Origin of the sequence: Streptomyces bauhiniae (genome assembly GCF_004784475.1) — a bacterium.
Classification (GTDB): Bacteria; Actinomycetota; Actinomycetes; order Streptomycetales; family Streptomycetaceae; genus Streptomyces; species Streptomyces seoulensis.
The window spans coordinates 37,034-49,295 of record NZ_SRRT01000003.1; the positions used below are offsets into that span (position 1 = coordinate 37,034).

Below are 12,262 nucleotides of genomic sequence, written 5' to 3' on the forward strand. Positions count from 1 at the left end.
CGTGAACCCGCGCATCGAGGACTACGCCGTCATCGGCGACGAGCAGACCGCCGCCCTGGTCGGCCGGGACGGCTCGATCGACTGGCTCTGCCTGCCCCGCTTCGACTCCGGCGCCTGCTTCGCCCGGCTGCTGGGCGACGAGGACAACGGCTACTGGCGGATCGCGCCGAAGGGCGCCGGTACCTGCACTCGGCGCGGCTACCGCCCCGACACCCTCGTCCTGGACACCGAGTGGGACACCCCCGAGGGCACCCTGCGCGTCACCGACCTGATGCCGCAGCGCGAGAAGGTCCCGGACGTCGTACGGATCGTGGAGGGCGTCAGCGGCCGGGTCACCGTGCGCAGCACGCTCCGGCTGCGCTTCGACCACGGCTCCATCGTGCCGTGGATGCGCCGCGCGGACGGGCACCGGGTGGCCGTCGCGGGCCCGGACTCCACCTGGCTGCGCTCCGAGCCGCATGTACGGACCTGGGGCGAGGATCTCGGCACGCACTCGGAGTTCACCCTGGCCGAGGGCGAGCGGGTGGCGTTCGTGCTCACCTGGCACCCCTCGCACCAGCCGCGCCCCCGGCTGATCGACCCGTACAAGGCGCTCAGCTCCAGCGTCCGGGACTGGCGGCGCTGGAGCGGGCGGTGCCGGTACGAGGGGCCGTACCGGGACGCCGTGGTGCGCTCGCTGATCACCCTGAAGGCGCTCACCTACCGGCCCACCGGCGGGATCGTCGCGGCGGCCACCACCTCCCTGCCGGAGAAGCCGGGCGGGGTGCGCAACTGGGACTACCGGTACTGCTGGCTGCGCGACTCCACCCTCACCCTGAACGTGCTGCTCGCCGCCGGGTACCACGAGGAGGCCGAGGCGTGGCGCGACTGGCTGCTCCGGGCGGTCGCGGGCAGCCCGGAGGACCTCCAGATCATGTACGGGGTCGCGGGCGAGCGCCGGCTCCCGGAGACCGAGCTGCCCTGGCTCGCCGGGTTCGCGGGTTCGGCGCCGGTCCGCATCGGCAACAGCGCGGTGGACCAGCTCCAGCTCGACGTGTACGGCGAGGTGATGGACTCCCTGTGGCTGGCCCGGCAGTCGGGTCTTTCGGCCCGCCCGCACATGTGGGCCCTGCAGTGCGCGCTGATCGACTTCCTCGACGAGCAGTGGCGGCAGCCGGACGAGGGGCTGTGGGAGGTGCGCGGCGGGCGCCGCCAGTTCACCCACTCCAAGGTGATGACCTGGGTGGCGGTGGACCGCGCGGTACGCACGCTGGAGGAGCATCCGGAACTGGAGGGCGACCTGTCCGGCTGGCGGGAGCTGCGCGACGAGATCCACGCCGAGGTGTGCGCCAAGGGCTACGACCCGGAACGCAACACCTTCACCCAGTACTACGGCTCCCGCGAGCTGGACGCCTCGCTGCTGCTGATCCCGCGCGTGGGCTTCCTGCCCCCGGACGACCCACGGGTGATCGGCACGGTCGACGCGATCGCCGCCGACCTGGGCGACGGGGGCTTCGTGCGCCGCTACGACACCGAGGACCCCGGGGGCCCGGTGGTGGACGGGCTGCCCGAGGGCGAGGGCGCCTTCCTCGCCTGCTCCTTCTGGCTGGCCGACGCCCTGCACATGACCGGCCGCACCGAAGAGGCCCGCGCGCTGTTCGAGCGCCTCGTCGGCCTGGTCAACGACGTCGGCCTGCTGGCCGAGGAGTACGACGAGGAGGCCGGCTGCCAGCTCGGCAACTTCCCGCAGGCGTTCAGCCATATCGCGCTGGTGAACACCGCCCTCACGCTGTTCGGCACCGAGGAGGCAGGATAGGAGCATGGATCTTGGACTGAAGGACCGGGTGTACATCGTCACCGGCGCCTCGCGGGGCCTGGGCAACGCGGCCGCGCGGCAACTGGTCGCGGACGGGGCGAAGGTGGTCGTCACCGGCCGGGACGAGCAGCGGGTGGCGGACGCCGCCGCCGAACTGGGCCCGGACGCGGTGGGCGTGGCCGTCGGCAACGCCGAGGCGGACGCCCCCGAGCGGCTGATCGCGCTGGCCCGTGAGCGCTTCGGCCGTTTCGACGGCATCCTCATCAGCGTCGGCGGCCCGCCGCCCGGCTTCGTCGCGGACAACAGCGACGAGCAGTGGCGGGACGCGTTCGAGTCGGTGTTCCTCGGCGCGGTGCGCCTGGCCCGCGCCGCGGCGGCCGAGCTGGAGCCGGGCGGGGTCATCGGGTTCGTGCTGTCGGGCTCGGTGCACGAGCCGATCGCGGGGCTGACCGTCTCCAACGGGCTGCGGCCGGGCCTCGCCGGGTTCGCCAAGTCCCTCTCCGACGAGCTGGGCCCGCGCGGCATCCGGGTCGTCGGCCTGCTCCCGGCCCGTATCGACACCGACCGGGTGCGGGAGCTGGACTCGATGTCCGCCGACCCGGTCGCCACCAGGGCGGCCAACGAGTCCCGTATCCCGCTGCGCCGGTACGGGGCGCCGGAGGAGTTCGGGCGGGTGGCCGCGTTCCTGCTGTCCCCGGCCGCGTCCTATCTGACGGGCGTCATGCTGCCGGTCGACGGGGGCATGCGGCACGGGTTCTGAGCCCCCTTCTTTTGGGCGGCGGCCGGTCAGCTCACCCGGTCCGGCTTGTGCCGGACCTTCCGCAGCCGCACCACGGTGGGCAGGGTCTCGATGCCCGTCGAGTCGCGGGCCGCGCCCAGCGGACGCTCGGCGAAGTCGGCCAGGGCGGCGGCCGGGGACGCGTCGGGTTCCAGGCGGAGCCCGGCGCGCAGCGCGGGGGACGTACGGCGGCCGCTCAGGCGGGCGTCGGCCCCGGCCACGCCCGGCCGGCGGGCCGCGTCGTCCGCCACCGCGGACTCCAGCGCGCCGCCGCGCACCAGGGCGCCGGTGCCGTCGCCCGAGTCGACGAGGATCTCAGAGAGCCGGTGCCTGCGCAGCACCGACACCAGCCACCACAGTCCGATGAGAAACAGGACGGCCAGCAGCGCGATCAGCGCGGGCCACCACCAGTCCTGGTCCCGCCAGGCGGTGCGCTCGGCCCGGCTGAGCAGCACGTCGTGCCGGCCGGAGTGCGGCCACCAGGAGGGCGAGGGCGCGCCGAGGCCGACGGCCAGCACCGACCCGCCGAGCACGAACAGCACCAGTCCGGCGAGCGCCAGCAGAACGCGGTTGACGGCTCCTGAACGCATGCCCCTCATCCCTTCTTCCCGGGTCCCCGGAGGCGTACCGACAGCTTGGGGCGCCGGACCATGCCGAGGTCGGTCACGGCGCCGGCCAGCGCGGTGTCCAGGTCGCTCCGCACCTCGGCGGGGTCCCGGAAGTGCGAGATCACCCGCACGTCGGCCCGGCGGCGGCGCATGTTCACCCGCGCCTCGCGCACCCCGGACACCTCCACGGCCCGGTCCCGCAGCACCTGGGCGGCGGCGTCGCGGGTGAGCGCGGCGCGTACGTCGTAGCGCGGGCGGAGCATGGGGAGCAGGTTGCGCAGGCCGGGGGTGAGCGCGAGGAGGATCAGCCAGAGGCCGAGGGCGGTGACGAAGGCGGCGCCCCCGAGCACCGGGATGTCGTCGAGGTGCCGCTCGGCCAACTGGCGGGCGAGTTCGCGGCGCCAGTACATCGCCGGGTGCCCGGTGCGCACGGCCACGACGTCGTACAGCAGCAGGCCGGCGCCGCCCAGGGTGAGCAGGGCGACGATCGCCGAGGGGACGCGGCGGGCGGACCAGAAGCGGCCGCTGCCGCGGGCGTCCGGGGAGAGGGCGGGCTGCCCGTCAGCCGGCGGACGGTGCCGGCCGGTGCCGGGGTGCTTCTCGGTGTCGGGGTGCTTCTCGGTGTCGACCACGGGCATGGGCCGGGTGGCGTCCTGCGGCGGCTCGCTCATACCGTCCTCCCCTGACGCTCACCGGGCAGCCGCAGCCGCTCCACCTCGACGACCACCTGCGGCACCTCCATGTTGGCCAGCGTGCCCACCCGCTCGGTGACCCGGCGGCGTACGGCGGCGCAGCGCGCGCCGATGTCACCGGGGTACTCCAGCTCCAGCACCACCCGCACCCGGGCCGTGGCGAAGGGGCTGTCCTCCACCGGGCCGGTGCCGCGGGCCCGGGGGCGGACGTTGACCGTGGCGTGCGGCGGGCCGAGGTCGCGCGGCAGCGGGGCGATTGCCTCGCGCGCGGCCCGCGCGGCGATCTTGGCGACGACCCGGTCCGCGATCCGGGTGAACCCGCGCTCGCCCGGCGGGGTGCGGTCCGGGACAGCCGGCGCCGCCGCGCCGGTGTCCGTGCTCATCGCGGTCACCGGCGCCAGTCGCGCCGGTCGCCACCGGTGCGGAACCGGTCGTCACGCGGGCGGTCGTCCCGGCGGCGGAAGAAGTCGCCGAGTTCCAGTTCACCGTCCATGAAGCGGCCGGCGAAGAATCCGACGGCCCCGAGGGCCGCCACCAGCACGAAGGCTCCGAACCCGCCGTAGAACCCGGCGAATCCCAGCGCCATTCCGGCGATCATGCCGACTGCTGCCATGCTCATCTCTGCAGCGCTCCTTCAAGCGAGTCGGCTCGTCCGGCCGAGTGATGTCAGCCGGTCCGGCCTCTTTTACGAGTACCCCCCGACTCACTGAATACGGGGCTGCTCCGGCTCCTCGTCGTCCTCCTCGTCCGGGAGGTGGACGTCGCTGACCGCGATGTTGACCTCGACGACCTCGAGGCTGGTCATCCGCTCCACGGCGGCGATCACGTTCTCCCGTACCGCGCGGGAGACATCACCGATCGGGTAGCCGTACTCCACGACGATCTCCAGGTCGAGCGCGGTCTGCACCTCGCCGACCTCGGCCTTCACCCCTCGGGTGACGGCCTTGCCGCCGCCCGGTACCCGGTCGCGCACGGCGCCGAAGGTGCGGGAGAGGCCGCTGCCCATGGCGTGCACGCCCTCCACGTCCCGTGCCGCCATTCCGGCGATCTTCTCGACGACTCCGTCCGCGATGGTGGTGCGGCCTCTGGTCGCCGGGTCGCCGCCGCCGGACCGGGACTGCCTGCGGGCCGAGGTCTGCGGCTCGTTGTCGCCGCCATGGGTTGCCATCTCGCTCATCGCCACTGCTCCCCTTTTCGGTCGTCGTTCTCCGACCACCGTAAGCACGCCTGCGCCGTTGCGCGCCGTGGAGAGGGCAGGGTGGAGGAATGACGGCGGACTGGACACAGGCGGTACGGCAGCGACTGGCGCCCGGCAGACTGCTGCCGCTCGGCGGCAGCCGGGACGGCGCGTGGATGACGGAACGGGCGGCCGCCTCGGTGCTGGCCGGGGCGGCGGCCGAGGTGCCGGGGGCGTGGCTGGGCACGCTGCGGATCGGTCCGGCCGATCCGCGCGAGGTGAGCGAGCCGGTCGTACCGGCCCCGCCGAGCGCGCTGTGGCCGGGGCCCCTGCGGGTGACGGCGGACTTCGCGGCGACTGCCGCCCGGCCGCTGCCGGAGACGGCGGACCGGCTGCGGGAGGCGCTGACGGCGGCGGCCGACCGGCTCGGGCTCACCGTGACGGAGGTGGACCTGCGCGTGACGGACCTGCTGGAGCCGCCCGCCGAACCGCCCCCGGCGCCTCAGGCGCAGCGGGCGCCGGACGCCGAGCGGACCACCGACCCGGACGAGGCGGCAGTGGCCGCGGCCGTGCTCACGGTGGCCGGGGTGACCCGGCTGACGGCCGCCTTCGGCGACCGGGGGCACGCGGTCCGGGTCCAGCGGCGCGAGTCGGACGCGGCCCTCCCGCACCGGCATGTGTACGTGGAGATCGCCACGGACTCCGCGCACCGGGCCACCGAGGTGGCCCAGCGGGTGCGCGCGGCGGTACGGGACACGCTGGAGGACCGCCCGACGGTGGCGGTCCTGGTGACCGGCGTGGAGTGAGCGCCGGGGCGGGCTCAGTCGCCGATGCCCGCGAGGTCCCGCAGCCGGCGGGCCTGGGCGGCGCGCTCGGCGACGACCTGCTCGTCGAAGGAGCGGCCGACGGCACCGCGCAGCAGCGCCTTGGTCTCCACGACGGCGTCGCGCGGCGCGGCCAGCACGGCGGAGGCGAGGTCGGTGGCGGCGCCGTCGAGTTCGGCGGCGGGCACGGCGACGCTGGCGAGGCCGGAGACGACCGCCTCTTCGGCGTGCACGAAGCGGCCGGTCACACAGATCTCCAGCGCGCGGGCGTAGCCGACGAGGCCGACCAGCGGGTGGGTGCCGGTGAGGTCGGGGACCAGGCCGAGGCTGGTCTCGCGCATGGCGAACTGTACGTCGTCGGCGACGACACGCAGGTCACAGGCGAGAGCCAACTGGAAGCCGGCGCCGATGGCGTGTCCTTGCACGGCGGCGATGGACACGATGTCATTGCGCCGCCACCAGGTGAACGCCTCCTGGAAGGCGGCGATGGCGGAGTCGACCCCGGCGTCGTCACGGCGCGCGAGATCGATGAAGGTCGGCTCGCCCTCGATCCCCTCCGGCGTGAACATCTGGCGGTCAAGACCGGCGGAGAAGGACTTGCCCTCGCCACGCAGCACGACGACGCGGACGGAACCCGGCAGCGCCCGGCCCGCCTCGGCCAGCGCCCGCCACAGAGCGGGGCTCTGCGCGTTGCGCTTGGCCGGGTTGGTCAGGGTCACCGTGGCGAGCGCGTCGTCGACGGTGAGCCGTACGCCGTCCTTGTCGAGTACAGGAGCGAGGTCCTGGTCGGGCGAAGCCATGGGGCGCCTCCGGTGGGTGCGGTCATCGCGCGGCGCCGTACGGCACCGCGAAGTGACTGCACAGTAACCACCCGGACGATCAGGGGACCGACCGGGTGGCCACCATCGAAGCCGATGGGCCGCCCGGAGTCAGGACGACGCGGCCTTCTTGCCCCGCGTCGCGCCGCCACGCCCACGGAGCGTGACGCCCGACTCGCTGAGCATCCGGTGCACAAAGCCATACGAGCGACCGGTCTCCTCGGCCAGCGCCCGGATGCTCGCACCGGAGTCGTACTTTTTCTTCAGGTCTGCCGCGAGCTTGTCGCGCGCGGCGCCGGTAACCCGGCTGCCCTTCTTCAGAGTCTCGGCCACCCGGTCCTCCTCATGGGAAGTGCGCTCTGGTCTTCTCATGATCACCCCTTCTCGTCGGGTTGGCCACCCATTCGGCAAGGTCCGTGAGACGAGGTTGTGACGACAGGAGCGGGTCCGCACATACGGAATCAGCGATTCCGACCCGGCGCGCGCGTACCGCCGAACGGGTGGAATCGGGAAGCCCCAGGTCAGAGACGCGGAACGGCCGGTCCCCCGGTACCGCTCGGGTACGGGGGGACCGGCCGCGAAATCCGTGTAGGACACACCTCGGTATGAGGAGATCTCACTCAGATGGTGGATCACCACTGGGCCGAATGATCGGTTCGAGTGATCGTGCCGGGGGTCTTACGAGGGTCAGGCGAGGGCGACCAGGTCGGCGTAACCGGAGCCCCACAGGTCCTCCACGCCGTCCGGGAGCAGGATGATCCGCTCCGGCTGGAGCGCCTCCACGGCGCCCTCGTCGTGGGTGACCAGGACGACGGCGCCCTTGTAGGTGCGCAGCGCGCCGAGGATCTCCTCGCGGCTGGCGGGGTCGAGATTGTTGGTGGGCTCGTCCAGCAGCAGCACGTTGGCCGAGGAGACGACCAGGGTGGCCAGCGCCAGGCGGGTCTTCTCGCCGCCGGAGAGGACCCCGGCCGGCTTGTCGACGTCGTCGCCGGAGAAGAGGAACGAGCCGAGCGTCTTGCGGACCTCGACCAGGTCCAGGTCCGGCGCGGCCGAGCGCATGTTCTCCAGGACGGTGCGCTCGGGGTCCAGGGTCTCGTGCTCCTGGGCGTAGTAGCCGAGCTTGAGGCCGTGGCCGGGGACGACCGAGCCGGTGTCGGGCTGCTCCGCGCCGCCGAGGAGGCGCAGCAGGGTGGTCTTGCCGGCGCCGTTGAGGCCGAGGATGACGACGCGGGAGCCCTTGTCGATGGCCAGGTCGACGTCGGTGAAGATCTCCAGCGAGCCGTACGACTTCGACAGGCCCTCCGCCATCAGCGGGGTCTTGCCGCAGGGGGCGGGCTCGGGGAAGCGGAGCTTGGCGACCTTGTCGGACTGGCGGACGGCCTCCAGGCCGGAGAGCAGCTTGTCGGCGCGCTTGGCCATGTTCTGCGCGGCGACCGTCTTGGTGGCCTTGGCGCGCATCTTGTCGGCCTGCGAGTGCAGGGCGGCGGCCTTCTTCTCGGCGTTCTGCCGCTCGCGCCTGCGGCGCTTCTCGTCGGCCTCGCGCTGCTGCTGGTAGAGCTTCCAGCCCATGTTGTAGACGTCGATCTGGGAGCGGTTGGCGTCCAGGTAGAACACCTTGTTGACCACCGTCTCGACCAGGTCGACGTCGTGGGAGATCACGATGAAGCCGCCGCGGTAGGTCTTGAGGTAGTCCCGCAGCCAGACGATCGAGTCGGCGTCGAGGTGGTTGGTCGGCTCGTCGAGCAGCAGGGTGTCGGCGTCCGAGAACAGGATGCGGGCCAGCTCGATACGGCGGCGCTGACCACCGGAGAGGGTGTGCAGCGGCTGGCTGAGCGCGCGGTCGGGCAGGTTCAGCGCGGCGGCGATGGTCGCGGCCTCGGCCTCGGCGGAGTACCCGCCCTTGGTGAGGAACTCGGTCTCCTGGCGCTCGTACTGGCGCAGGGCCTTCTCGCGGGTGGCGCCGGAGCCGTTGGCGATGCGCTGCTCGTTCTCCCGCATCTTGCGGATCAGTACGTCGAGGCCGCGGGCGGAGAGGATGCGGTCGCGGCCGAGGACGTCGAGGTCGCCGGTGCGGGGGTCCTGCGGGAGGTAGCCGACCTCGCCGGAGCGGGTGATGGTGCCGGCGGCCGGGATGCCGTCACCGGCGAGGCACTTGGTGAGGGTGGTCTTGCCCGCGCCGTTGCGGCCGACGAGGCCGATGCGGTCGCCCTTGGCGATGCGGAAGGTGGCGTTCTCGATGAGGACGCGCGCACCGGCGCGCAGCTCGATACCGGAGGCGGAGATCACGGACATACTCCTGGGCGTACGTGGTTGACGGATGGGCGGCTGTCGAGGGCGTTCCCGCCGTCTAATGCGCGAGGAGAATGGCCATGGGGCCAGTCTAACGGGGGCGGGCAAGCCCTTTTCCTGCCTCGGGTGGCGGGGTGCGGGGGCTCGCGGGGTAGATATGCCGCGTGAGCTGCGGGCGACGGGTGTGACGGGTCGGCCGGAAGCGCGCAGAAGCCGATGGACCTGACAGAAGCCGACAGAAGGTGACGGGCTGTGCAGTTCGACGACGACGCGAATCTGGACACCTCCGAGGTGCGGGACGTGCGCGGGAGCCGGGTGCCGGGCGGCCGGGCGACGATCGGGGGCGGTGTCGTCGGGCTGGTCGGGCTGCTGCTGGCGCTGTTCCTGGGCGTCGGCCCGGACCAGCTCGGGCTCTCCTCCGGCGGTGAGGAGTCCGCGGCCCAGCCCTCCTCGGTGAGCGAGGTCCAGCAGTCCTGCCGTACCGGCCGGGACGCGAACACCCGTGAGGACTGCCGGGCGGTCGCGGTGGTCAACAGCGTGCAGGACTACTGGTCGGGCGAGTTCCGGCAGCAGGGGAAGCGGTACACCCCGGCGGAGACGTACTTCTTCACCGGGCAGATCCGTACCGCCTGCGGGGCGGCGACGGCGGCCGTGGGGCCGTTCTACTGCCCCGGTGACCAGCGGGTCTATCTGGACCTGGACTTCTTCGACGAGCTGCGCACCAAGTTCGGGGCGAGCGGGGGTCCGTTCGCGCAGGCGTATGTGATCGCGCACGAGTACGGCCACCATGTGCAGGACCTGATGGGCACGCTGGGCCGGACCCAGGACGGGACGACCGGCGAGAACAGCAGCTCGGTCCGGGTCGAACTCCAGGCGGACTGCTATGCCGGGGTGTGGGCGCACCACGCGACGACGACGCCGGCCGAGTCGGGCAAGCCGCTGATCACCGAGCTGACCCCGGCGGACATCAAGGACGGGCTGAACGCGGCGGCGGCCGTGGGCGACGACCGTATCCAGGAGGAGTTCCAGGGGAAGGTCACCCCGGAGACCTGGACGCACGGGTCCTCGCTGCAGCGCCAGCAGTGGTTCGACCAGGGGTACCGGACGGGCGATCCGGACCGGTGCAACACGTTCGGCTGAGGCGCTCGGCCTGAGGCATTGTCAGTGGGGGCTGCCAGACTGAGGGGACGAAGCGGGACGGAACCGTTCACAAGGGAGTGATCGGCATGGCGGACACCAGTGGGCGCCCCAGCGTGTACCCGACGCTGCTGTACGCGGACGCGCGGGCGGCGATCGCGCAGCTCACGCGGGCGCTGGGCTTCACCGAGCTGGCGGTGTACGAGTCGGAGGACGGCACGGTGCTGCACGCCGAGCTGACCCAGGGGAACGGCGCGGTGATGCTGGGGTCCATGGGGCGCGGCGGTGCCTTCGACGAGGCGATGAGGGGCGGGGGCCGGGCGGGGGTGTACGTGGTCCTGGACGACGCGGCCGACGTGGACGCCCATCACCGGCGTGCGGTGGAGCACGGGGTGGAGATCCTGATGCCCCCGACCGACCAGGACTACGGCTCGCGGGACTACATGGCGCGGGACGCCGAGGGCAACGTCTGGAGCTTCGGCACGTACGCCCCCGCGCTGCCGTCCTGAAGCGGCGGGGGCGTCCGGCAGGGCCCTGCTCAGCCTCCGGTGTGCACCTGGAAGGCGGCCCGGCGCACGGCCTTGGCGAGGGCGGGGTCGGGGTGGGCGGCGGCGAGCGCGACCAGGACCTGCACGGTGCGGGGGTGGCCCACGGACCGGACCTCCTCCAGCAGGGCGGGGACGGTGGGCTGCACCGCCGCCTCGAGGTGCCGGACGAGCATGTCGGTCTCGCCGTGGTCGGCGACGGCGGCGGCGGTGTCGACCCAGAGCCAGGTGGCTTCCTCGCGGGTGAGGACCTCGTGGGCGTCCTCCGGGTCGACGCCGTCGTACTCGGCGAGCCACAGCAGGGCGTAGGGGCGCAGCGCGGGCTCCGCGACGACGGCGCGGACCTCGTGCTCGGCGGGGGCGCCGACCACGCGGAGCGCCTCGAAGGCGAGGCCGCGCAGCAGGGCGTCGTCGCCCCGGGCGGCGTCCAGGAGCTGGCCGACGGCTCCGCCGACGGTGCGGGCGGCGAGCCAGGCGCGGTACTCGGCGCGGGCGGCGTTGGGGCGGAGCTGGGCGCAGCCGCGCAGCATGTCCTCGGCGGACTGCTCGATGTTCCCGGCGGGGCTCTGCGCGGCGACGCAGATCTGCTCCAGCTTGACCCAGACCGCCCAGCTTCCGAGCGGGGTGAGGGTGGCGTGGCCGTCGCCGTGGGTGAGCGCGCCGACCGCCGCGAGCGCTTCCACGGCCCAGTCCAGGAGGGGGGCGAGGGGGACGTCCGGGGCGGGCGCGGTGAGGACGGGGGCCTCGACGGCGCCGGGGGCGTAGGTGACCTCGCAGCGTTCGGTGCGCAGTTCGGTGACCCGCTGCTGGAGCAGGTCGAGCAACTGCTCCGCCGGGACGGGCCCTGCGGAGAGCTGGAGGAAGGAGAGGACCTGGGGCATGGCGGAGACGACCTCGGCGACCGTGGCCGGCTCCTGCCCGCTGGGCTCGGGGCAGGCCAGCGACCAGGCGTCGAAGAGGGCGACCCAGCCGCGCAGTACGGCGCTGTCGTCCCGGTCCCAGGCGCGCAGGCGCCAACTGGGGCGGGCGCTGTCGCCGTGCACCTCGACCAGGCCGGAGAGGCGGGCGGTGTCCCAGTCGGCGCGGATCTGCGCGGGGGTGAGGCCGAGGTCGGCGGCGGCGCGCTCGGCGGTCGCGTCGGAGAGGGTGGCCTTGCCGTCGGCGGTGCCGGCGTCGCTGCCGGGTCCCAGGGCGAGGTCGGCCCACCGGGCCACCCGGACCGCCCCGGCGAGGACGGTCCGGGCGAGTCTCGCCAGTTCGGCGGGGGCCGGCGTCCCCTCGGGCGGCCGGGGCGCGGCGCGGCGCGTGCGCCGCTGGTTCACAGCTCTGGGGGCGGCGGCCAGGGGTCGCGGTCGGACGAGTCGAAGCCTGGAGTCGCGCGGGATACGGGACGTCACGGGTGCAGTCTTCCGGTTGACGGTCCGAAAACCCAAACGGGAAGTCACACGCGGCAACAGAGAGGGCCAGAACCGGGCCTCCGGCCGGGGGCGAGGTGCTCCGCCGGGGGCGGGGGTGTGCGGCCGGGGCTGGTCCTGTCGGGCCGGGGCCCCGCGGAAAAGACCCTCCGGGAACCGAGGCTCCGGGCCAGGGACCGGAAGC

At 73.5% G+C, this 12,262-nt stretch carries 14 protein-coding genes; 5 read left to right on the top strand and 9 right to left on the bottom strand.

Features of this window, described 5'->3' with window-relative positions:
* The first annotated feature begins 1 nt into the window (after position 1).
* Both E5083_RS10240 and E5083_RS10245 read left to right on the top strand, forming a co-directional pair.
* A complete protein-coding gene (locus tag E5083_RS10240) occupies positions 2-1,795 on the top strand; it encodes a glycoside hydrolase family 15 protein (protein ID WP_135785343.1) in 1,794 nt (597 codons plus the stop codon).
* Positions 1,796-1,799: 4 nt separating this feature from the next.
* Positions 1,800-2,555, top strand: coding sequence for an SDR family oxidoreductase (locus E5083_RS10245; protein WP_135785344.1), 756 nt, complete (start codon positions 1,800-1,802; stop codon positions 2,553-2,555).
* A gap of 26 nt (positions 2,556-2,581) precedes the next feature.
* Here E5083_RS10245 and amaP read toward each other — a convergent pair whose 3' ends face one another.
* From amaP to E5083_RS10270, 5 genes are all read right to left on the bottom strand, one after another.
* Entirely contained in the window at positions 2,582-3,172 is a 591-nt protein-coding gene (gene amaP / locus E5083_RS10250; protein ID WP_425276713.1) for an alkaline shock response membrane anchor protein AmaP, read from the bottom strand.
* Entirely contained in the window at positions 3,169-3,852 is a 684-nt protein-coding gene (locus E5083_RS10255; protein ID WP_135785346.1) for a DUF6286 domain-containing protein, read from the bottom strand. Before E5083_RS10255 ends, amaP begins: the two co-directional genes overlap by 4 nt.
* The gene (locus E5083_RS10260) at positions 3,849-4,256 is read right to left on the bottom strand and encodes a hypothetical protein (RefSeq protein ID WP_135785347.1); all 408 of its coding nucleotides are present in this window, start codon (positions 4,254-4,256) and stop codon (positions 3,849-3,851) included. The genes E5083_RS10255 and E5083_RS10260 overlap by 4 nt, the downstream gene beginning before the upstream one ends.
* 5 nt (positions 4,257-4,261) lie before the next feature.
* Positions 4,262-4,492 (bottom strand): hypothetical protein, encoded by a 231-nt coding sequence (locus tag E5083_RS10265; RefSeq protein ID WP_135785348.1) that lies wholly within the window; start codon positions 4,490-4,492, stop codon positions 4,262-4,264.
* A gap of 84 nt (positions 4,493-4,576) precedes the next feature.
* Positions 4,577-5,041: an Asp23/Gls24 family envelope stress response protein gene (locus E5083_RS10270; RefSeq protein ID WP_425276719.1), complete on the bottom strand. Its 465-nt coding sequence runs from the start codon at positions 5,039-5,041 to the stop codon at positions 4,577-4,579.
* Positions 5,042-5,139: 98 nt separating this feature from the next.
* On the opposite strand from E5083_RS10270, the gene E5083_RS10275 reads away from it, so the two are divergent.
* Positions 5,140-5,856, top strand: a complete 717-nt coding sequence (locus E5083_RS10275; protein WP_135785350.1) for a nucleopolyhedrovirus P10 family protein — start codon at positions 5,140-5,142, stop codon at positions 5,854-5,856.
* Between the two features lie 14 nt (positions 5,857-5,870).
* Here E5083_RS10275 and E5083_RS10280 read toward each other — a convergent pair whose 3' ends face one another.
* The 3 genes from E5083_RS10280 to abc-f form a co-directional block, all read right to left on the bottom strand.
* Positions 5,871-6,674 (bottom strand): enoyl-CoA hydratase/isomerase family protein, encoded by an 804-nt coding sequence (locus E5083_RS10280; protein WP_135785351.1) that lies wholly within the window; start codon positions 6,672-6,674, stop codon positions 5,871-5,873.
* Between the two features lie 129 nt (positions 6,675-6,803).
* Positions 6,804-7,025 carry a helix-turn-helix domain-containing protein gene (locus E5083_RS10285; RefSeq protein WP_004002281.1) on the bottom strand — a complete coding sequence of 74 codons (222 nt, stop codon included), beginning with the start codon at positions 7,023-7,025 and terminating at the stop codon, positions 6,804-6,806.
* Between the two features lie 354 nt (positions 7,026-7,379).
* Complete coding sequence (gene abc-f, locus E5083_RS10290) at positions 7,380-8,978, bottom strand: ribosomal protection-like ABC-F family protein (protein WP_135785958.1); 1,599 nt, start codon at positions 8,976-8,978, stop codon at positions 7,380-7,382.
* Positions 8,979-9,233: 255 nt separating this feature from the next.
* On the opposite strand from abc-f, the gene ypfJ reads away from it, so the two are divergent.
* Both ypfJ and E5083_RS10300 read left to right on the top strand, forming a co-directional pair.
* A complete protein-coding gene (gene ypfJ, locus E5083_RS10295; RefSeq protein WP_135785352.1) occupies positions 9,234-10,121 on the top strand; it encodes a KPN_02809 family neutral zinc metallopeptidase in 888 nt (295 codons plus the stop codon).
* A gap of 86 nt (positions 10,122-10,207) precedes the next feature.
* Positions 10,208-10,627, top strand: a complete 420-nt coding sequence (locus tag E5083_RS10300) for a VOC family protein (protein WP_135785353.1) — start codon at positions 10,208-10,210, stop codon at positions 10,625-10,627.
* A 29-nt stretch (positions 10,628-10,656) separates the two neighbouring features.
* On the opposite strand, the gene E5083_RS10305 is transcribed toward E5083_RS10300, so the two are convergent.
* Complete coding sequence (locus E5083_RS10305; protein WP_167513511.1) at positions 10,657-12,060, bottom strand: hypothetical protein; 1,404 nt, start codon at positions 12,058-12,060, stop codon at positions 10,657-10,659.
* Between the last annotated feature and the right edge of the window lie 202 nt (positions 12,061-12,262).